Annotated in this window: 17 protein-coding genes; 14 read left to right on the plus strand and 3 right to left on the minus strand. The window is 72.5% G+C overall.

The genetic code is table 11. The annotated features are described in order from the left end of the window. Positions 1-128 precede the first annotated feature (128 nt). On the minus strand, positions 129-971 hold the full coding sequence (locus tag ACGF13_RS16290) for a peptidylprolyl isomerase (protein WP_392874698.1): 843 nt from the start codon (positions 969-971) through the stop codon (positions 129-131). 235 nt (positions 972-1,206) lie between these two features. Here ACGF13_RS16290 and ACGF13_RS16295 point away from each other — a divergent pair, with 235 nt between their 5' ends. From ACGF13_RS16295 to rpsD, 7 genes are all read left to right on the plus strand, one after another. After that, positions 1,207-1,914: an MBL fold metallo-hydrolase gene (locus tag ACGF13_RS16295; protein WP_074002379.1), complete on the plus strand. Its 708-nt coding sequence runs from the start codon at positions 1,207-1,209 to the stop codon at positions 1,912-1,914. An 11-nt stretch (positions 1,915-1,925) separates the two neighbouring features. Beyond that, positions 1,926-3,188 carry a histidine--tRNA ligase gene (gene hisS / locus ACGF13_RS16300; RefSeq protein ID WP_392874701.1) on the plus strand — a complete coding sequence of 421 codons (1,263 nt, stop codon included), beginning with the start codon at positions 1,926-1,928 and terminating at the stop codon, positions 3,186-3,188. Continuing rightward, the gene (gene aspS, locus ACGF13_RS16305) at positions 3,185-4,975 is read left to right on the plus strand and encodes an aspartate--tRNA ligase (protein ID WP_392874704.1); all 1,791 of its coding nucleotides are present in this window, start codon (positions 3,185-3,187) and stop codon (positions 4,973-4,975) included. The genes hisS and aspS overlap by 4 nt, the downstream gene beginning before the upstream one ends. A gap of 156 nt (positions 4,976-5,131) precedes the next feature. Next, positions 5,132-5,578 (plus strand): GNAT family N-acetyltransferase, encoded by a 447-nt coding sequence (locus ACGF13_RS16310; protein ID WP_392874707.1) that lies wholly within the window; start codon positions 5,132-5,134, stop codon positions 5,576-5,578. Between the two features lie 140 nt (positions 5,579-5,718). Beyond that, positions 5,719-6,537, plus strand: coding sequence for a polyphosphate kinase 2 (gene ppk2 / locus ACGF13_RS16315; protein WP_392874710.1), 819 nt, complete (start codon positions 5,719-5,721; stop codon positions 6,535-6,537). Between the two features lie 38 nt (positions 6,538-6,575). Then, positions 6,576-7,985: a replication-associated recombination protein A gene (locus tag ACGF13_RS16320; protein WP_392874713.1), complete on the plus strand. Its 1,410-nt coding sequence runs from the start codon at positions 6,576-6,578 to the stop codon at positions 7,983-7,985. Positions 7,986-8,297: 312 nt separating this feature from the next. Next, positions 8,298-8,912 carry a 30S ribosomal protein S4 gene (rpsD, locus tag ACGF13_RS16325; protein ID WP_030240707.1) on the plus strand — a complete coding sequence of 205 codons (615 nt, stop codon included), beginning with the start codon at positions 8,298-8,300 and terminating at the stop codon, positions 8,910-8,912. Positions 8,913-8,993: 81 nt separating this feature from the next. On the opposite strand, the gene ACGF13_RS16330 is transcribed toward rpsD, so the two are convergent. Together ACGF13_RS16330 and ACGF13_RS16335 are read right to left on the minus strand one after the other, a co-directional pair. Next, a complete protein-coding gene (locus tag ACGF13_RS16330) occupies positions 8,994-9,320 on the minus strand; it encodes a tetratricopeptide repeat protein (RefSeq protein ID WP_392874716.1) in 327 nt (108 codons plus the stop codon). Between the two features lie 48 nt (positions 9,321-9,368). Next, complete coding sequence (locus tag ACGF13_RS16335) at positions 9,369-11,597, minus strand: ATP-binding protein (RefSeq protein WP_392874718.1); 2,229 nt, start codon at positions 11,595-11,597, stop codon at positions 9,369-9,371. Positions 11,598-11,816: 219 nt separating this feature from the next. On the opposite strand from ACGF13_RS16335, the gene ACGF13_RS16340 reads away from it, so the two are divergent. From ACGF13_RS16340 to ACGF13_RS16370, 7 genes are all read left to right on the plus strand, one after another. After that, complete coding sequence (locus ACGF13_RS16340) at positions 11,817-12,296, plus strand: DUF948 domain-containing protein (protein ID WP_392874721.1); 480 nt, start codon at positions 11,817-11,819, stop codon at positions 12,294-12,296. A 4-nt stretch (positions 12,297-12,300) separates the two neighbouring features. Continuing rightward, positions 12,301-12,789 (plus strand): DUF6167 family protein, encoded by a 489-nt coding sequence (locus ACGF13_RS16345; protein WP_392874724.1) that lies wholly within the window; start codon positions 12,301-12,303, stop codon positions 12,787-12,789. Beyond that, complete coding sequence (gene alaS / locus ACGF13_RS16350) at positions 12,789-15,458, plus strand: alanine--tRNA ligase (RefSeq protein WP_392874727.1); 2,670 nt, start codon at positions 12,789-12,791, stop codon at positions 15,456-15,458. Before ACGF13_RS16345 ends, alaS begins: the two co-directional genes overlap by 1 nt. Further along, entirely contained in the window at positions 15,458-15,937 is a 480-nt protein-coding gene (gene ruvX / locus ACGF13_RS16355; protein WP_392874730.1) for a Holliday junction resolvase RuvX, read from the plus strand. Before alaS ends, ruvX begins: the two co-directional genes overlap by 1 nt. A 137-nt stretch (positions 15,938-16,074) precedes the next feature. Then, positions 16,075-17,355, plus strand: a complete 1,281-nt coding sequence (mltG, locus tag ACGF13_RS16360; RefSeq protein WP_392874733.1) for an endolytic transglycosylase MltG — start codon at positions 16,075-16,077, stop codon at positions 17,353-17,355. 188 nt (positions 17,356-17,543) lie between these two features. Then, on the plus strand, positions 17,544-19,451 hold the full coding sequence (mltG, locus tag ACGF13_RS16365; protein ID WP_392874736.1) for an endolytic transglycosylase MltG: 1,908 nt from the start codon (positions 17,544-17,546) through the stop codon (positions 19,449-19,451). 34 nt (positions 19,452-19,485) lie between these two features. Further along, a complete protein-coding gene (locus ACGF13_RS16370; protein ID WP_392874739.1) occupies positions 19,486-20,316 on the plus strand; it encodes a shikimate dehydrogenase in 831 nt (276 codons plus the stop codon). Positions 20,317-20,412: the final 96 nt, after the last annotated feature.

Consider the following 20,412-nt stretch of genomic DNA (forward strand, 5'->3'; position numbering starts at 1 on the left):
CCGCCCCCCACCCCCCGGGCGGGGGGGGGGGGGGGGGGGGGGGGGGGGGGGCGGGGGGGGGGGGGGGGGGGGGGGGGGGGGGGGGGGGGGGCGCCGCCCCCCCCCCCCCCCCACGGCCCCGGAGTCGGTCAACCCTTCGCCACCGTAACGGAGTTGAAGGTGACGTCGGCCATCGGGTGGCCGTCCGGCGAGCCCTCCAGGGTGCCCGCGGCGGCGATCTTCTGCACCGCGTCCAGACCGCCGGTGATCTTGCCGAAGGGGGTGTAGTTCGGCGGCAGCTTGGTGTCCTTGTAGACCAGGAAGAACTGGCTGCCGTTGGTGCCCGGGCCCGAGTTGGCCATCGCCACGGTGCCGGCCGGGTACGTCGCGCCGGCCAGGTTCTCGTCCGCGAACTTGTAGCCGGGACCGCCGGTGCCGCCCGGGACGGTCGCGCTGGCGGTCGGGTCGCCGCACTGGAGCACGAAGATGCCGTCGGTGGTGAGGCGGTGGCACTTGGTGTGGTCGAAGAACTTCTCGCCGGCGAGGAAGGCGAAGGAGTTCACGGTGTGCGGGGCCTTGGCCGCGTCCAGCGCGATCGTCACCTTGCCGCAGTTGCTGTCCAGCGTCATGGCGTACGAGCCGCTCGGGTCGATCGTCATCGGCGGCTCGGCCTGCCACTGCTTGCCGCTGGGCGCGCCCGGCGCCGGGGCGGCGCAGCCCTCGACCGGCTTGCGGGTCGGGGTGGTCGGCTCCGCGGTCGGCGCGGCCTGGGCGCTGTTCGCGGCCGAGGCCTTCTTGTCGCCCTTGTCGTCCGAACTGAACGCGCCGGTGGCGATCAGGGTGCCACCGCCGGCCAGCACCACGACCGCGAGCGAGGCGCCCAGGATCGTGTTGCGCCGCTTGCGCGCGGACTCGGCCGCGACGCGGCGCTCCAACTGGCGCTCGTACTTCTCTCGGGCGAGCTGCCGCCGCCGCTGTTCGCTGCTGACCACCGGCCGTGTCTCCTACGGATGTGCGGGAAAAGTGGATGGATTCCGGAGCGGATCATCGCATCCCTCGGCGGCCAAGTGTAGGGACCCGGCCCGTAAGAACGCGGTGAACCTGTCAGGCCGCGTGCCCCGCGACCGCCATCTGGTTCGCAACCGGACCCGGACCGCCGGTAGGCTGCGCTTACACCACTTGACTTGCATCCCGTAGCCGTCGCCGACCACATCACGAAGGACGAGCGTGTTCATCGCCGGATTCCCCGCTGGAGCCTGGGGCACCAACTGCTACCTGGTCGCTCCGGCGGCGGGCGAGGAGTGCGTCATCGTCGATCCCGGCCACCAGGCGGCCCGGGGCGTCGAGGAGATGGTCCGCGAGCACCGGCTGAAGCCCGTCGCCGTGCTGCTCACCCACGGCCACATCGACCACGTGGCCTCGGTGGTCCCGGTCTGCGGCGCCCGCGGCGTCCCGGCCTGGATCCACCCCGAGGACCGCTACATGATGTCCGACCCGGAGAAGGCGCTCGGCCGCTCCCTGGGCACCCAGCTGATGGGCGAGCTCACCGTCGGCGAGCCCGACGACGTGCGCGAGCTCACCGACGGCAGCGTGCTGGAGCTGGCCGGCCTGAAGCTCACGGTGGACCACGCCCCGGGCCATACCGGGGGGTCGGTGACCTTCCGGACGCCCGGTGCCGAGGACCTCCCCCCGGTGCTGTTCTCGGGCGACCTGCTGTTCGCCGGCTCCATAGGGCGTACCGACCTCCCGGGCGGGGACAGCGAGGCGATCATGAACTCGCTGGCCCGGGTGTGCCTGCCCCTCGACGATTCCACCGTGGTCCTCTCCGGCCACGGCGGTCAGACCACCATCGGCCGCGAGCGCGCCACCAACCCCTACCTCCGACAGGCAGCAGGGGCGGCGGGCGCCCCGGCTTTCCCGCGACGAGGAATGTGACGGAAGAGAAGTTGAGCACCTTCACCGCCCCCAAGGGCACCTACGACCTGCTGCCCCCCAGCTCCGCGACCTTCCTGGCGATCCGCGACCGGCTCTCCGGGCCCTCCCGCCGGGCCGGTTACGGCTACGTCGAGACCCCGGTCTTCGAGGACGTGAAGCTGTTCTCCCGCGGTGTCGGCGAGTCCACCGACATCGTCTCCAAGGAGATGTACACCCTCACCACCAAGGGCGGCGACGAGCTCGCGCTGCGCCCCGAGGGCACCGCCCCGGTGCTGCGCGCCGCCCTCCAGGCCAACCTGCACAAGCAGGGCAACCTGCCGGTCAAGCTCTGGTACTCCGCCTCGTACTACCGCTACGAGCGCGCCCAGAAGGGCCGCTACCGCCAGTTCTCCCAGGTCGGCGCCGAGGCGATCGGCGCGGAGGACCCGGCGCTCGACGCCGAGCTGGTCATCCTGGCCGACGACGCCTTCAGCTCGCTCGGCGTGCGGAACTACTCGCTGCTGCTCAACAGCCTCGGCGACAAGCAGTGCCGCCCGGTCTACCGCGCCGCGCTGATCGAGTTCCTCTCCGGCCTGGACCTGGACGAGGAGACCCGTCGCCGCGCCGAGATCAACCCGCTGCGCGTCCTCGACGACAAGCGCGAGTCCGTGCAGGCCCAGCTGGTCGACGCGCCGATGCTGCGCGACTACCTGTGCGAGGAGTGCAAGGCGTACCACGAGAAGGTGCGCGAGCTGCTCACCGCGGCGGGCGTGGCCTACGTGGACGACCCCAAGCTGGTGCGCGGCCTGGACTACTACACCCGCACCACCTTCGAGTTCGTGCACAACGGCCTCGGCGCCCAGTCCGCGATCGGCGGCGGCGGCCGCTACGACGGCCTGTCCGAGATGATCGGCGGCCCGGCGCTGCCGTCCGTCGGCTGGGCGCTCGGTGTGGACCGCACCTTCCTCGCGATGGAGGCCGAGGGCATCACCCTCGACCTGCCGTCCGCCACCGCCGTGTTCGCCGTCGCGCTCGGCGAGGAGGCCAAGGACGTCCTGTTCGCCAAGGTGACCGAGCTGCGCCGGGCCGGCGTGGCCACCGACCTCGCCTTCGGCGTCAAGAGCATCAAGAACGCCATGAAGTCCGCCGACCGGTCCGGCGCCCGCTTCGCCCTGATCGCCGGGGACCGGGACCTCGCCGAGGGCGTCGTCCAGCTCAAGGACCTGAGCACCGGCGAGCAGACCCCCGTCGCCCTCGACGCACTCGTCACCACCCTGAAGGAGAAGCAGCTGTGATCCGCACGCACGACGCGGGCACGCTCCGCCCGGAGCACGCAGGCACCACCGTCACCCTGGCCGGCTGGGTCGCCCGCCGCCGCGACCACGGCGGCGTCGCCTTCATCGATCTGCGCGACGCCTCCGGCACCGTGCAGATCGTGGTCCGCGACCTCGACTCGGTGCACGGCCTGCGCGCCGAGTACTGCGTCAAGGTCGTCGGCGACGTCCGGGTCCGCCCCGAGGGCAACGAGAACCCCGACATCCCGACCGGCGCCGTCGAGGTCGTCGTCAGCGAGATCGAGGTGCTCTCCGAGGCCGCCCCGCTGCCCTTCCCGGTCGCCGAGTACGAGCCGGGCACGGTCAACGAGGAGGTCCGGCTGCGCTACCGCTACCTGGACCTGCGCCGTGAGGGCCCGGCCAAGGGCCTGCGCCTGCGCTCCAAGGTCAACAACATCATCCGCCGGGTGATGGAGGAGAACGACTACCTCGACATCGAGACGCCGTACCTCACCCGCTCCACCCCCGAGGGCGCCCGCGACTTCCTCGTCCCGGTCCGCCTCCAGCCCGGCCACTGGTACGCCCTGCCGCAGTCGCCCCAGCTGTTCAAGCAGCTGCTGATGGTGGCCGGCATGGAGCGCTACTACCAGATCGCCCGCTGCTTCCGCGACGAGGACTTCCGCGCCGACCGGCAGCCGGAGTTCACCCAGCTGGACATCGAGGCCTCCTTCGTCGACCAGGAGGACATCCTGGCCCTCGGCGAGAAGATCATCGGTGCCATCTGGCGCGAGGTGCACGGCTACGAGGTCCCGAACCCGCTGCCGCGGATGACCTACGCGGACGCCATGGGCCGCTACGGCTCGGACAAGCCGGACGTCCGCTTCGGCCAGGAGCTCACCGACCTGACCGAGTACTTCAAGGGCACCGACTTCCGCGTCTTCCAGGCCCCGTACGTCGGCGCCGTGGTCATGCCCGGCGGTGCCTCGCAGCCGCGCAAGCAGCTGGACGCCTGGCAGGACTGGGCCAAGGCGCGCGGCGCCAAGGGCCTGGCGTACGTCCTCATCGACGCCGAGACCGGCGAGCTGCGCGGCCCGGTCGCCAAGAACCTCTCCGAGGAGCACCTGGCCGGCCTCGCCGCCGCCGCGGGCGCCAAGAACGGCGACGCGGTCTTCTTCGCGGCCGGCAAGGAGCGCGCCTCGCAGGAGCTGCTCGGCGCCGCCCGTCTGGAGATCGGCCGCCGCTGCGAGCTGATCGACGAGTCCAAGTGGGCCTTCCTCTGGGTCGTCGACTTCCCGATGTTCGAGCCGATCGAGGACGACAAGGGTCAGTTCCAGGGCTGGCACGCGGTGCACCACCCGTTCACCGCCCCGACCGCGGAGTCGCTGGCCACCTTCGACACCGACCCGGGCTCGGCGCTGTCCAACGCCTACGACCTGGTCCTCAACGGCTCGGAGCTGGGCGGCGGTTCGATCCGTATCCACCAGCGCGACGTGCAGAAGCGGGCGTTCGACGCGATCGGCCTCTCCGAGGAGGAGGCGGCCTCGCAGTTCGGCTTCCTGCTGGACGCCTTCAACTACGGCCCGCCGCCGCACGGTGGTGTCGCCTTCGGCCTGGACCGCATCGTCACGCTGCTGGGCGGGTACGACACCATCCGGGACGTCATCGCCTTCCCGAAGACGTCCACCGGCGGCGACCCGCTGACCGGCGCCCCGACCCCGATCACCCCGGCGCAGCGCCGCGAGGCCGGCGTGGACGCCCAGCCGAAGGTCCGCGAGGACGCCAAGGGCGAGGCTCAGCCCAAGTCCTGACACCGCGTCATCCGCTAACCTGCAACGGCCCCGGACGGTCCACCCACCGTCCGGGGCCGGTCCACAACGGTGTGTGACACAGGGAGGGTTGACTCAATGCAGGTCACAACGAGAGTCGAATGTCCGGACGATGCCCCGGCGACCAGGCGCGTCCACATGGCCGCGTTCCCCGGCCCGGACGAGGCGGACCTGGTGGACGCGCTGCGCCGCGATCCCGCCTGGCTGCCCGGCCTGTCCGTGGTGGCGGTCGACCGGACCGGGCTGGTGATCGGGCACGCGCTGCTGAGCCGGCTGCGGGTCGGCGACGGCACGGGGCTGGCGCTCGCGCCGGTCGCGGTGGCGCCCGAGTGGCAGCGCCGGGGGGTCGGCGAGCTGGTCGTCCGGGCCGCGCTGGCGGCGGCCGAGGACGCGGGCGAGAAGCTCGTGGTCGTCCTCGGCGATCCGGAGTACTACAAGCGGTTCGGCTTCGCGCCGGCCGGGCGGCACGAGGTCACCGGCCCGTTCGAGGTGCCGGAGACGTACTTCCAGGCGCTGCCGCTGACGGGGTACGACGGCGGCCCGCGCGGGCTCTGCAGCTACCCCGAGCCCTTCCTCGCCCTCTAGGGGCCCGTCTCCCTCGGGGGCCTCTCCCAGGGCCGGTCCACGAGACCGCCCCGGTCGCCACGCCCCGCCGACCTGCGGATCCGGCCAGCGGCGCCTACGGTGAGTGCTCATCAGCATTCGACCGAACGGAGGACCCGAGGGTGGGCGAGCAGCAGCGCGGCGGCAAGCCGGAGAAGCTGGCCAAGAGGCCGTACGAGAGGGAACTGCTGCGGCTCCAGCAGGAGCTGGTGAAGCTCCAGGAGTGGGTGCGGGTCGAGGGCGCCCGGCTGGTGGTGGTCTTCGAGGGGCGTGACGCGGCGGGCAAGGGCGGAGCGATCCAGCGGGTGACGGAGTACCTGAACCCGCGCATCGCCCGGGTCGCGGCGCTGCCCACGCCGACCGAGCGGCAGAAGACCCAGTGGTACTTCCAGCGCTACGTCGAGCACCTGCCGGCCGCCGGGGAGATCGTGCTGTTCGACCGCAGCTGGTACAACCGCGCGGGTGTCGAGCGCGTGATGGGCTTCTGCGACGACGACGAGTACTGGCAGTTCCTGCACCAGTGCCCGACCTTCGAACGGATGCTGATCGAGTCGGGCATCCTGCTGCGCAAGTACTGGTTCTCGGTGAGCGACACCGAGCAGGAGCGGCGGTTCCGGGACCGACTGGAGGACCCGATGAAGCGCTGGAAGCTCTCCCCGATGGACGTCGAGTCGATCACCCGCTGGGAGGACTACTCGCGGGCCAAGGACGAGATGTTCCTCCACACCGACATCCCGGACTCGCCCTGGCACGTGGTGGAGAGCGACGACAAGCGCCGGGCCAGGATCAACATGATCGCCCACCTGCTGTCCACCGTGCCGTACCAGGAGACGAAGGTCCCGCAGATCAAGCTGCCGCCCCGCCCCGCGTCGCGCGGCTACCAGCGCCCCCCGCGTGACCTGCAGAAGTACGTCCCGGACCACGCCGCCGCGCTGGAGTAGCGGCCCGGGCTGTCCGGGGCCTCGCATAGGCTTCCGGTGTGGACGAACCGGACCTCTTCACCGCCGCAGCCGAGGAACGCCAGACCAGGGAGCCCGGCCGGGCGCCCCTGGCCGTACGGATGCGTCCGCGCACCCTGGACGAGGTGGCCGGGCAGCGGCAGCTGCTGAAGCCCGGCTCGCCGCTGCGCCGGCTGGTCGCGGGCTCGCGCGGCCCGGCGGCGACCAGCTCGGTGATCCTCTGGGGGCCGCCCGGCACCGGCAAGACCACCCTGGCGCACGTGATCAGCCAGGCGGTCGAGGGCCGCTTCGTGGAACTGTCCGCGATCACCGCCGGGGTCAAGGAGGTCCGGGCGGTGATCGACGGCGCCCGGCGGGCGGTCGGGATGTCCGGCCGGGAGACCGTGCTCTTCCTGGACGAGATCCACCGCTTCTCCAAGGCCCAGCAGGACTCTCTGCTGCCGGCCGTGGAGAACCGGTGGGTCACCCTGATCGCGGCGACGACGGAGAACCCGTACTTCTCGGTGATCTCCCCGCTGCTGTCCCGCTCGCTGCTGCTCACCCTGGAGTCGCTGACCGACGAGGACATCCGGGCGCTGCTGCGCCGCGCGGTGGCCGACGAGCGCGGCCTGGAGGGCGCGCTGGAACTGTCCGCGGAGGCCGAGGACCACCTGGTGCGCCTGGCCGGCGGGGACGCCCGCAAGGCGCTCACCACCCTGGAGGCGGCGGCCGGGGCGGCGCTGGAGGAGGGTGAGCCGAGCATCACGCTGGCCCTCACCGAGACGGCGGTCAACCACGCGGCGGTGCGTTACGACAAGGACGGCGACCAGCACTACGACGTGGCCAGCGCGCTGATCAAGTCGATCCGCGGCAGCGACGTGGACGCCACCCTGCACTACCTGGCCCGGATGATCGAGGCGGGGGAGGACCCGCGGTTCATCGCCCGCCGGCTGATGATCTCGGCCAGCGAGGACGTCGGCCTGGCGGACCCGACGGCCCTGCAGACGGCGGTGGCGGCGGCCCAGGCGGTGGCCCTGATCGGCTTCCCGGAGGCCCGGATCATCCTCTCCCAGGCGGCCATCGCGCTGGCCCTCGCGCCCAAGTCCAACGCCGCCTACCTGGCGATCGACGCGGCGCTGGCGGACGTCCGGCAGGGCCTGGCCGGCGCCGTCCCGTCCCACCTGCGGGACGCCCACTACGGCGGCGCGGGCAAGCTCGGCCACGGCAAGGGCTACCGGTACCCGCACGACCTGCCGGAGGGCATCGCCGCCCAGCAGTACGCGCCGGACGCGGTGCACGGCAAGGAGTACTACCAGCCGACCAGGCGCGGCGGCGAGGCCCGGTACGCGGACGTGGTGGAGTGGACGCGCGGGCGGCTGCGGGGGGAGCGCAGGGTGGAGAAGAGGGACGGGAAGAAGCCCGAGGAGCAGCCCGGGGAAAAGGGCGAGTGATCCACCGGTATACTTCGTCGGAGTGCCATGTCCCGGGACGGCGGCGGGGGAGACCCCACCGACCGGCCGCACCAGCGGGGCATCGGCGGTAGGCCTCCTCCGGGAGGCCCGCACCAGGAGCGTCGCGCACCGTCACCGGTGTCGCGGGCGGCCCGGGTTCCCGGGTCGGTCCGTGTGACCAGCACTTCCGTGCCCGGCTCCGGAGAGCGGCTGATCCCATCGCGCAGGCGGTGGGGTTTTCTCCGGGTCGCGACATGCGACCTCCGTCAACACCTGGTGAAGCCGTATTCGTAAGCAAGGAAGGTTTGGTTCATGGCGAACCAGAAGCGTCCCAAGGTCAAGATCGCGCGCGCGCTCGGTGTGCCGCTGACCCCGAAGTCCGTCAAGTACTTCGAGGCCCGCCCGTACCCGCCCGGCCAGCACGGCCGTGGCCGCAAGCAGAACTCGGACTACAAGGTCCGTCTGCTCGAGAAGCAGCGTCTGCGCGCTCAGTACGACCTGAGCGAGAAGCAGATGGCGCGCGCGTTCGACCGCGCGAAGAAGGCCGAGGGCAAGACCGGTGAGGCGCTCGTCGCCGACCTGGAGACCCGTCTGGACTCCCTGGTCCTGCGTTCGGGCATCGCCCGCACCATCTACCAGGCCCGCCAGATGGTCGTCCACGGCCACATCGAGGTCAACGGTGGCAAGGTCAACAAGCCGTCGTTCCAGATGAAGCCCGGCTTCGTGGTGACCGTCCGCGAGCGCAGCAAGGAGAAGGTCCCCTTCCAGGTCGCCCGTGAGGGTGGCTACGCGGGTGAGGGCCAGACCCCGAAGTACCTCGAGGTCAACCTGAAGGCCCTGGCCTTCCGCCTGGACCGTGCGCCGCAGCGCAAGGAGGTCCCGGTGATCTGTGACGAGCAGCTGGTCGTCGAGTACTACTCGCGCTGACCCGGCTTCGCTCTTCGCGAACACCAGCGAGCCCCCGTCGCCTTCCGAGGCGACGGGGGCTCGTCCCTTTTCCCGCCAGTGTCAGATGCTCTCGCCGGTCATCGCGGCGGCCAGCCGCAGGTGCGGGCGGGCCTCCTCGGCGCGGCCCTGGCGCTCCAGGGTGCGGCCGAGCATCAGCCGGGCGTAGTCCTCGGCCGGGTCGGCCTCCAGGATCCGCAGCAGCTCGGCCTCGGCGCGGCGCAGCTGGGCCGAGTGGAAGTAGCTGCGGGCCAGCAGCAGCCGGACGGAGAGGTTGGTCGGCTCCTCGGCCAGTACGCCTTCGAGCGTGCGGGCCGCGTCGGTGTACGCCTTGGAGTCGAAGTAGAACTTCGCCATGCGGTACTCGTCGGCGGCGTTGTTGACGGCCATGGTGTTCCTTCCGGGCGGTTACTTGCCTCCTCAAGCAATCGGCAAGTTTCAACTATTCCGCGCCGGTGAGGGCGCCGACGCGGGCGCCGCCGAGCGGGGGCCCGGGGCCGGCCCGGGGGCCGCCGCCGAGCCCCCGCCGCCGAGCGCCCGGACGACCGCCGCGTCCAGGTCCAGCAGGGTGCCGGCCTCGTAGCAGTCCTCGTACTCCTGGGCGGTCAGCCCGGCCAGGGCCCGCTCCGCGCACTCCTGGTGCGGGCCGAAGAAGTTCCGCGAGCCCAGGAACGGGTTGCCGACCGTGCGCCAGAGCCGGTGCGCGGCTCCCTGCAGCACCCGGGCCTCGCGCAGGTCACCCGGCTCGCCCGGTCTGCCCGGCTCCGTCTCCAGCAGCGCCAGCAGGTCGACGCCCAGCGCGAGGCCGAGCAGGTCGTGGAAGAGGTGGTGCAGCCGTACGCACTCCCGGGCCAGCGTCCGGGCGGGCTGGACGGCGCCGTCCAGCCAGTGCGAGTACGCCATCGCGTAGTGCACGTACCCGTAGGCCCACTGCTCGCCGTGCTCCTCGCACAGCTCGCGGGCCTGGCGGAACCAGAGCTCGCCGCTGTCCAGGTCGCCCTGGAACAGGTAGGCCAGGCCCAGTTCCAGCATGGCCATCACCACGTTGCTGTTGAGCTCGCCGATGGTCCGGTAGTGCCAGAGCGCCTCCTCGAACAGCTCGGCGGCCCGGTCGGGGTCGTCGCCGACCAGCGCGACACAGCCCTGGCGGTGGACGGCGTAGGCCAGGGCCCGGTCGTCGCCGGTGTTCAGCGCCTGGCGGCGGCAGTCCTCCAGTGCCGGGCGGGCGAAGCCGAGGTCGCCCTGGAGGACTGCCAGGTGACCGGTGACCCAGAGCGCCTTCGCCCGGGCCTCGGTGGGCTCGCGGTCCAGGGCGAGCGCGCGGTCCAGCCAGTGCCGGCCCTCGCCGAGGTGGCCGCAGCCGACCCAGTAGAACCAGAGCGTGGCGGCCAGCAGCAGGGCGATCTGCTCCTCGCCGGGCTCGCCGAGGCAGTACTCCAGCGCCGCGCGGAGGTTGCCGTGGGCGAGCCCGGTGCGCTCGGCGGTCTCCGCCTGCCGGGGGCCGAACCACTCGACCTCGCCCCAGGTGGCGACGCCCAGGTACCAGTCGCGGTGGCGGCGCAGCAGCCGCTGCTCCTCGCCGGCGGCGCGCAGCCACTGGCCGCCGTACTCGCGCAGGGAGTCCAGCAGCCGGAAGCGCACGCCGAAGGCGCTGTCCTCGCTCAGGACGACGGACTTCGCCACCAGCTCGTCGAGGAGGTCGAGCACCTCCTCGGCCTCGATGCCCTCGCCGGCGCAGACGTACTCGGCGGCCTCCAGGTCGAAGCCGCCGGCGAAGACCGACAGGCGGGCCCAGAGTAAACGTTCCTGCACGGTGCACAGCTCATGACTCCAGCCGATCGTCGTGCGCAGCGTCCGGTGCCGGGGCAGGGCCGTCCGGGAGCCGCCGGTGAGCAGCCGGAAACGGTCGTCCAGCCGGGCGGTGACCTGCTCCACGGACAGCGCGCGCAGCCGCCCGGCGGCCAGCTCCACGGCCAGCGGCAGGCCGTCCAGCCGGCGGCAGAGCAGCGCGACCGCCTCCGCGTTGGCCTCCGTCACCTCGAAGGACGGCAGCACCGCCCGGGCCCGGTCGGCGAACAGCCGGACCGCGTCTGGCAGCGCGCCCGGCCGCACCGGGCCGGGCGGTGCGAGGTCGACCGGCAGCGGCGCGAGGGCGAGCAGGTGCTCGCCCGAGGCCCGCAGGGCGGTGCGGCTGGTGGTCAGCAGCCGCAGGCCGGGCAGCGCCCGCAGCAGCGCGTCGGCCAGGTCCGCGCAGGCCTCCACCAGGTGCTCGCAGCCGTCCAGCACCAGCAGCAGGCGCCGGCCGGCCAGCCGCTCGGTCAGGACGTCCAGCGGCGGACGGGCGGTGCCGTCGGCGAACCGCAGCGCCTCCAGGACGGCGTCGCCGAGCAGCAGCCCGTCCTGCACCGGGGCCACGTCCACCAGCCAGGTGCCGTCCGGGAACGCGCCGGCCGCCCGGGCCGCCGCGCGCAGCGCCAGCCGGCTCTTGCCCACGCCGCCGGGACCGGTGACGGTCACCAGCCGGGCCGAGGCCAGCAGGCCGGTCAGTTCGGCCAGTTCGGCCTGCCGCCCGACGAAGGCCGTCACCTCGGCCGGCAGCCGGCCGGGCTCAGGACCGTGCGGTCCCGCCCCGGGCTCCCAGGGCTGTGCTCTCCGGTCCCCGGCCAAAGGCTGCTCCCCGTGCTCCAGGCCGGACCGCCGTGGTCCGGACGTGCGTCGGGCCGTACGGGCGACGGCCTGCCAGGCAGAACGAGGTGACCGGCCGGTAGGTTACGCGCGCGGATCGCACATCCGACCGGATCGCCGGGGAAAGAACCCGGTCCGGGAATCAGGCGTGGGCGCGATAGGGTTCCGTCTGAAGAACTGCAAGGCGAGGGAGCGCGCAAGGTGTCCGTGGGAGAGCTGGCCGGATTGCTCGTCGCCGTGTTCTGGGCGGTCCTGGTCACCCTGCTCGCCGTCGTGCTGGTCCGCCTCTCCCGGGTGCTCAAGGAGGCCGCCGTCCTGGTCTCCGCGGTGACCGAGCAGGCCGTCCCGCTGCTGACCGACGCGGGCGCCGCCGTGCGCAGCGCCAACCAGCAGCTGGAGCGGGTGGACGAGATCACCGCCAACGTGCAGGACGCCGCCGCCAACGCCAACGCGCTCTCCTCCACCGTGGCCGCCACCCTGGGCGGACCGCTGGTCAAGGTCGCGGCGTTCAGCTACGGCGTGCGCAAGGCCGTCGCGCGGCAGCAGGGCGGTCTGCCGCCGGTGCCGTCGCAGGCCGGCGAGCGCGAGGAGCTGGCCCGGCTGGTCCGGGCCGAGGTGCGCGCCGCGACCGCGCCCAGGACCGGCCTGCTCTCCCGGGTCCGGCGTGCGGTGAGGGGCTGACGGCATGGGACGCGTCTTCTGGATGGCGGTCGGCGCCGGCGCCACCGTCTGGGCCATGAAGAAGGCCAACGAGGCCGCGCAGCGGCTCACCCCGGACAGTCTCTCCGGCACCGCCGCGCGCGGTGCGCTGCACCTGGGGGACCTGGCCAAGCAGTTCGCCCAGGACGTGAGGGCCGGAATGGCCGAGCGCGAGGAGCAGCTGAAGGACGACCTCGGGCTGCACGGCACCGCCGTGGCGGAGCCCCGCGGGGCCCGCGGTGCCCACCCGTCGCCCACCACCACCCTTCTTGGGAAGCGCTCCGCGCTGCCCCCCTCGCGGGAGCCGCAGTACCGAGCTATCTCGGCGGCGCCCGGTAGCCCGGCCGCCGCCCTGCCTCCGTCCCGCGCCCGTTCCGTACCCGACGGCGCCCGTACCACCCCCCAGACCACTGAAGAAACGCCCCGCCGTGCCCTGCCGCCGCGGGGCGGCACCCCGAACCGGAAGGACCAATAATGGAGTCGGCTGAGATCCGCCGCCGCTGGCTGCGCTTCTTCGAGGAGCGCGGCCACACCGTCGTTCCGTCGGCGTCCCTGGTCGCCGACGACCCCACCCTGCTGCTCGTCAACGCCGGCATGGTGCCGTTCAAGCCCTACTTCCTGGGCGAGGTCAAGCCGCAGTTCTCGCGCGCCACCAGCGTCCAGAAGTGCGTGCGCACCCTGGACATCGAGGAGGTCGGGAAGACCACCCGGCACGGCTCCTTCTTCCAGATGTGCGGCAACTTCTCCTTCGGCGACTACTTCAAGGAAGGAGCCATCAAGTTCGCGTGGGAGCTGCTCACCAGCCCCGTCGCGGACGGTGGCTACGGCCTGGAGAAGGAGAAGCTCTGGATCACCGTCTACAAGGACGACGACGAGGCCGAGCAGATCTGGCGTGACGTCATCGGCGTGCCCTCCGAGCGCATCCAGCGCCTGGGCATGAAGGACAACTTCTGGTCGATGGGCGTCCCCGGCCCGTGCGGCCCGTGTTCGGAGATCAACTACGACCGCGGCCCCGCGTACGGTGAGGAGGGCGGCCCGGCCGTCAACGGCGAGCGCTACCTGGAGATCTGGAACCTGGTCTTCATGCAGTACGAGCGCGGCCACGGCGACGGGAAGGACGGCTTCGAGATCCTCGGCGACCTGCCGAGCAGGAACATCGACACCGGCCTCGGCCTGGAGCGCCTTGCCGCCGTCCTGCAGGGCGTCGACAACCTCTTCGAGATCGACACCAGCCGGATGATCCTCGACCGCGCCGCCGAGCTCACCGGCCACAGCTACGGCGCCGACCACAAGTCGGACGTCTCGCTGCGCGTGGTCACCGACCACATCCGCACCGCGCTGATGCTGGTCGGCGACGGCGTCACCCCGGGCAACGAGGGCCGCGGCTACGTGCTGCGCCGCATCCTGCGCCGCGCCATCCGCAACATGCGCCTGCTGGGCGCCACCGAGCCGGTGGCCAAGGAGCTCATCGACGTCGCGATCAAGGCGATGGCCCCGCAGTACCCCGAGCTGGAGGCCGACCGCAAGCGCATCGAGACGGTCGTCGTCGGCGAGGAGGCGGCCTTCCTCCAGACCCTGAAGGCCGGCACCAACCTGCTGGACGTCGCGGTCACCGAGACCAAGCAGTCCGGCGGCGCGGTGCTCTCCGGCGAGCAGGCGTTCAAGCTGCACGACACCTACGGCTTCCCGATCGACCTCACCCTGGAGATGGCCGAGGAGCAGGGCCTCCAGGTGGACGAGGCCGGCTTCCGCCGCCTGATGCAGGAGCAGCGGGACCGCGCCAAGGCGGACGCCAAGGCCAAGAAGATGGGCCACGCCGACGTCGCCGCGTACCGCGAGGTCGCCGACAAGTCCGGTGCCAGCGTCTTCACCGGCTACGCCCTCACCGAGGGCGAGGCCACCGTGGTCGGCCTGCTGGTGGACGGCGTTCCCTCGCCGGCCGCCTCCGAGGGCGACGAGGTCGAGATCATCCTCGACCGCACCCCGTTCTACGCCGAGGGCGGCGGCCAGCTCGCCGACCAGGGCCGGATCCGGCTGGAGTCCGGCGCGGTGGTGGAGATCCGCGACGTGCAGCAGCCCGTCCCGGGCGTCATTGTGCACTCCGGCGGGGTGCTGTTCGGCGAGGTCGTGCTGGGCGCCTCGGCGTACGCCACGATCGACACCGAGCGCCGCCGGGCGATCGCCCGCGCCCACTCGGCCACCCACCTGACCCACCAGGCGCTGCGTGACGCGCTCGGCCCGACGGCCGCCCAGGCCGGCTCCGAGAACGCCCCCGGCCGCTTCCGCTTCGACTTCGGCTCGCCCGCCGCCGTCCCCGGCAGCGTGCTGGTCGACGTCGAGCAGAAGATCAACGACGTGCTGACCCGCGAGCTGGAGGTCACCGCCGAGGTCATGACGATGGACCAGGCCCGCAAGGCCGGCGCCATCGCGATGTTCGGCGAGAAGTACGGCGACGAGGTCCGGGTCGTCACCATCGGCGACTTCTCCAAGGAGCTGTGCGGTGGCACCCACGTCGGCAACACCGCCCAGCTGGGCCTGGTGAAGCTGCTCGGCGAGTCCTCGATCGGCTCCGGCGTGCGCCGCGTCGAGGCGCTGGTCGGCTCCGACGCGTACCGCTTCCTGGCCCGTGAGCACACCGTGGTCTCCCAGCTCACCGAGCTGGTCAAGGGCCGCCCGGAGGAGCTGCCGGAGAAGATCTCGGGCATGCTCGCCAAGCTCAAGGACGCCGAGAAGGAGATCGAGCGCTTCCGCGCCGAGAAGGTGCTGGCCGCCGCGGCGGGCCTGGCCGACTCGGCCGAGGACGTGCACGGCATCGCCGTGGTCGCCGCTCAGGTCGCCGACGGCGTGGGCGCGGACGAGCTGCGCAAGCTGGTCCTGGACGTGCGCGGCCGCCTGGGTTCGCGCCCGGCCGTGGTCGCCGCCTTCACCGTGGCGAACGACCGCCCGCTGACCGTGATCGCCACCAACGAGGACGCCCGCGGCCGCGGCATCAAGGCCGGCGAGCTGGTCCGCACCGCCGCCAAGACCCTCGGCGGCGGCGGTGGCGGCAAGGACGACGTCGCCCAGGGCGGCGGCTCCAACCCGGCCGCGGTCGGCGAGGCCATCGCCGCGGTGCGCGGTCTGGTCGCGGAGCGCGCCAGCTGATGGAGCAGGAGGAGAGGCCCTTCCGGCGTGGGCGGCGGATCGCCGTCGACGTCGGGGACGCCCGGATCGGGGTCGCGTCCTGCGACCCCGACGGGGTGCTCGCCACGCCCGTGGAGACCGTCCCGGCCGGGGTGAAGTCGCAGGCCAGGATCGCCGCCATCGTCGACGAGTACGGCGCGATGGAGGTGATCGTCGGGCTGCCGCGCTCGCTCAGCGGCAAGGAGGGCCCGGCGGCGGAGAAGGTCCGGGCGTACGCGGCCCGGCTGGCGAACCGGGTCTACCCGGTGCCGGTGCGGCTGGTGGACGAGCGGATGTCGACCGTCACCGCGACCCACGGGCTGCGCGCGTCCGGGGTCAAGGCGAAGAAGGGCCGCTCGGTGGTCGACCAGGCTGCCGCGGTGGTGATCCTCCAGACCGCCCTTGAGTCCGAACGGGTGAGCGGACGCCCGCCGGGTGAGAGCGTCGAGGCGGTCGGCTGACCGGCCTGGTCTAACGTCCCGTCGAGGGGCCCGTGCGGACGCGTCCGCACGGGCCCCTTCTCGTTCGTCTCCCTGTCCGGTCCGGATCGGTCCGTATCGATCCGGACCGGTTCGGGACCGCCGAAGGGGCGAGAGTCATGACCGACCAGGACTTCCACCCAGGGCTCACCCCCGGGCACCTGGGTGCGCCCGTGCTGGAGCCGGAGGGCCGCCCGCCGGGTGCGCCCCGTCCGCGCTTCGATGCGCCGGATCCGCACCGACGGCGCAACGGACTGGCCTGCGGGCTCACCGCGTTCGCGCTGATCGCGGTGTTCGGCGGGATCGGGCTGACCGGGTACACCTGGGTCCAGGCGCAGCGCAGGCCCCCGGCCGCCGCCGACTTCGCCGGGCAGGGCACCGGCAGCGTGCAGGTCTCGGTGCCGGAGGGTGCGGGCCTGTCCCAGATCGCGTCCGCGCTGGTCCGCAACGGGGTGGTGGCCAGCTCGCTCGCCTTCACCCGGGCCGCGAAGGGCAGCGCGGCCGCGGCCGGGCGGATCCAGCCGGGGACGTACACGCTGAAGCTGAAGATGTCGGCCGCGGCGGCGCTGGCGGTCCTGATCGACCCGGCCAACGCCAACGGCCTGACCATTCCCGAGGGTTGGCGCGGCTACCAGATCTACGCGGCCATCGACAAGAAGCTGAACCTGCCCCCGGGCACCGCCCAGCGGACCGCCCAGGAGCAGGGCGCCGAACTCGGCCTGCCGGACTTCACCAACGGCAGCCCGGAGGGCTACCTGTTCCCGGCGACGTACAGCGTCACCGAGGGCACCAGCGCCATCGACCTGCTGAAGCAGATGGTGGACCGGGCCGGCAAGGAGTTCAGCCGGGACGACGCCACCGTGGTCGCCCAGAACCTGGGGCAGAGCGTGTACGGGCTGGTCACCGTGGCCAGCATGGTCCAGGGTGAGGCCGACAACACCGAGGACATGGGCAAGGTGGCCCGGGTGATCTACAACCGGCTGGCCAGGGCTATGCCCCTGCAGCTGGACTCCACCATCAACTACGCACTCGGCCGTTCGACCCTGAACACCTCGGTGACCGACACCAGGCTGGACTCCCCGTACAACACCTACCTGCACCCCGGGCTGCCGCCGAGCCCGATCTCCAACCCCGGGCGGCAGGCGATCATGGCGGCGCTGGACCCGACGCCGGGGGACTGGCTGTACTTCGTCACCGTGAAGCCGGGGGACACCCGCTTCACCGACAGCTTCGACGTGCAGCAACGCAACGTGGCGGAGTTCAACGCCAACCGGGCGACGGCCAAGTCGAGCGCCCCGGCCTCGGGCGCGGCCGCCGGCCCGGACTCCCCGGCGGCCTCAGGACCGGGGGCCGTAGGCGGGGCCGGGGCGCCCTCCGGCGCCGGTGGGGGGACGCCGTAACGGAGTTGTGCGCCGTCGGTGAGATCGTCCACCGACGGCGCGGGCGCCCGGCCGGGGGTAAGGCTGCGGTACGGTAACGTCTCCCTCCAGGCGCTGCGCTAGCACGCCGGTTCGAGATTCAGCCGGGACGGCGTCGTCCCGGACGGCCGGTTCGATCCTCCGGTCGTCACCGTCGGTTAAGGGGATCGATGACCGATCTGGGTGGGGGCTACAACCCCCAGGGCGAGCCGTGGCACCCCGGTGATCCCGGGTACGACGGCCGACAGCCGGTCCCCGGCCAGCAGGACGGCCAGTGGCAGCAGCAGTACCCGCAGCAGGGCCAGCCGGTCCAGCAGCCGTACGGGGACGTGCAGCAGGGGTACGCCCAGCAGCAGATGACGCCGCAGATGCAGCAGCAGATGATGGCGCAGCAGGGCTACCAGCAGCAGATGCCGCAGCAGCAGATGTCGCAGCAGGGCTACCCGGGCGGTCAGCAGGGCTATCCGCAGCAGATGCCGCAGCAGGGCTACCCCCAGCAGGGGTACGCGCAGCCGCAGCAGCAGGGTTACCCGCAGCAGCAGGCCCCCCAGCCCCAGCAGCAGATGCCGCAGCAGGGCTACCCGCAGCAGGGCTTCCCCGGCGGTCAGCAGGCGCCACAGCAGCAGGTCCCCCAGCAGCAGGTCCAGCAGGAGCCGGCGCCCCAGCAACAGGTCCCGCAGCAGCAGCCGTCCCAGCAGCCGCAGGCGCCGCGCCGTCGGGCCCGGCAGCAGCCGGCCCCGGAGCCCGCGCCGGCCTCCGGCCCCGGCCCGGACGGGATCGACTGGGAGGCCGAGGCCGCCGCGCTGGAGGCCGGCGCCGATCCGGTCGGCGCCGCGCACGAGGGCGGCACGGACGAGTGGGACGGCCACGAGGACGGCCGCCACGAGGACGCCGGCTACCTCGACGAGCACGCCGAGGCCGCGGAGGCCGGCTTCCTCGGGGAGCAGGACGACTCCCGCGAGGCCCAGAAGAAGCGCAAGGAGAAGGGCAAGAAGTCGGGCCGCCGCAACGGCGGCGCCTGCCTGCTGGTCGCCCTGGTGCTGCTCGGCGCCATGGGCGGGGCCGGTTGGTGGGGCTACGGCTTCTACCAGAACCACTTCGGCCCGGCGCCGGACTTCACCGGCGAGGGCACCGGCTCCGTCCAGATCGAGGTCAAGAAGGGCGCGGTCGCCGGGCAGATCGGCCTGGTGCTGAAGAACGCCGGCGTGGTCAAGAGCGTCGACGCGTACAGCGAGGCGTGCAAGGCCGAGCCCAAGTGCAACACCGTCCAGTACGGCTACTACCAGCTGAAGAAGGAGATGCCGGCCGCCGCCGCGCTCAAGGAGCTGCTCGCCCAGGCGGGCGGCGCGGCGATCGTCGTCCCCGAGGGCAAGAACTCCACCGAGATCTACACCCTCATCGACACCAAGCTGAAGCTGCAGCCGGGCACCACGGCGGGCGTCGCCAAGGCCCAGGTCAACGACCTCGGCCTGCCGCCGTACGCGAACGGCAACATCGAGGGCTTCCTCTGGCCGACCCGCTACAACGTCTCCGAGGGCATGAAGCCCGAGGACCTGCTCAAGCAGATGGTGAAGAACGCCACCGAGAAGTACGCGGGCCTGGACGCCCAGGCCGCCTCGGTGGGCCTGAAGACCGGCTACGAGGTGCTCATCGAGGCGAGCATCCTCCAGCGCGAGGGCAACAACCCGGGGGACTTCGCCAAGATGGCCAAGACCATCCAGAACCGGCTGGCCGCCGGCGGCGAGATCAACCACCGGCTCGGCATGGACACCACGCTCCAGTACTCGTTGAACCGCAAGGACCTCGACAAGAAGGACATGGACGACGCGTCCAACAAGTACAACACCTACATCAACCCGGGCCTGCCGCCCGGGCCGATCTCCAACCCCGGCGACGAAGCGCTCAGCGCGGTGCTGCACCCGGCGGACGGAAAGTGGCTGTACTTCATCGCGATGTCCCCGACCGAGACCCGGTTCGCCGAGACGAGCAAGGAGCACTACGCCAACGTCAAGGAGTACTGCCAGGCGGCCGGGCAGAGCTTCGACGAGGCGCGCGGCCACTGCACCACCAAGAAGTAGCCACGGCCGTACGACAGTTCGCGGAGAGGCAGCGTTGACCAGCAAGCACCGGGCGGCCGTACTCGGCTCGCCGATCGCCCACTCGCTCTCGCCGGACCTGCACCGGGCGGCCTTCGCGGCGCTCGGGCTGGACGGCTGGCGCTACGACCGCTTCGAGGTCGACGAGGCCGGGCTGCCCGGGTTCGTTGCGGCGCTGGACGAGGCCGAGTGGGCCGGGCTGTCGCTGACCATGCCGCTGAAGCGGGCGATCATCCCGCTGCTCGACGAGGTCAGCGCGACGGCCCGCTCGGTGGACGCGGTGAACACCGTGGTGTTCACCGCCGACGGCCGGCGCACCGGGGACAACACCGACGTTCCCGGGCTGGTCAACGCGCTGCGCGAGCGCGGGATCACCGAGGTGCCTGAGGCGGCCGTCCTGGGTGCCGGGGCCACCGCCTCCTCGGCGCTGGCCGCGCTCGCCCAGATCTGCACCGGCGAGGTGACGGTCTACGTGCGCGGCGCCGAGCGGGCCCGGGAGATGGCGGTACTGGGCGAGCGGCTCGGCGTGGCCGTCCGCACCGCCGACTGGGAGCGCGGCGCCGAGGCGCTGGCCCGGCCGCTCACCGTCTCCACCACGCCGGTCGGCGCGACCGACGCGTTCGCCGGGGCGCTGCCCGCCGAGCCGGGCGCACTCTTCGACGTGCTGTACCACCCGTGGCCGACGGCCCTGGCGGCGGCCTGCGCCGCGCGCGGGGCGACCGTCCTGGGCGGGCTGGACCTGCTGGTGCACCAGGCCGTGCTGCAGAGCGAGGCCTTCACCGGGCGGATGCCCGGGCCGCTGGCGGCGATGCGCGCGGCGGGGGAGAAGGCGCTCGCCGGTCACTGAGCCCGGGGGCCGGCCCCGCGGATCGCCCGGACCGTCGGCGGGTTCCGGGAGGGCGTTCCGGCCGGATGGTGGCCGGTTGCTGTCCGTCACGCGGAC

Source organism: Kitasatospora sp. NPDC048286, from assembly GCF_043201735.1.
Classification (GTDB): domain Bacteria; phylum Actinomycetota; class Actinomycetes; order Streptomycetales; family Streptomycetaceae; genus Kitasatospora.

Bases quoted from the DNA above. Each gene is read 5' to 3' on its own strand.
- rpsD (WP_030240707.1), top strand. From the start codon at position 8,298: ATGGCGAACCAGAAGCGTCCCAAGGTCAAGATCGCGCGCGCGCTCGGT.
- ACGF13_RS16345 (WP_392874724.1), top strand. From the start codon at position 12,301: ATGGGACGCGTCTTCTGGATGGCGGTCGGCGCCGGCGCCACCGTCTGG.
- mltG (WP_392874733.1), top strand. From the start codon at position 16,075: ATGACCGACCAGGACTTCCACCCAGGGCTCACCCCCGGGCACCTGGGT.
- ACGF13_RS16330 (WP_392874716.1), bottom strand. From the start codon at position 9,320: ATGGCCGTCAACAACGCCGCCGACGAGTACCGCATGGCGAAGTTCTAC.
- mltG (WP_392874736.1), top strand. From the start codon at position 17,544: ATGACCGATCTGGGTGGGGGCTACAACCCCCAGGGCGAGCCGTGGCAC.
- ruvX (WP_392874730.1), top strand. From the start codon at position 15,458: ATGGAGCAGGAGGAGAGGCCCTTCCGGCGTGGGCGGCGGATCGCCGTC.
- ACGF13_RS16310 (WP_392874707.1), top strand. From the start codon at position 5,132: ATGGCCGCGTTCCCCGGCCCGGACGAGGCGGACCTGGTGGACGCGCTG.
- alaS (WP_392874727.1), top strand. From the start codon at position 12,789: ATGGAGTCGGCTGAGATCCGCCGCCGCTGGCTGCGCTTCTTCGAGGAG.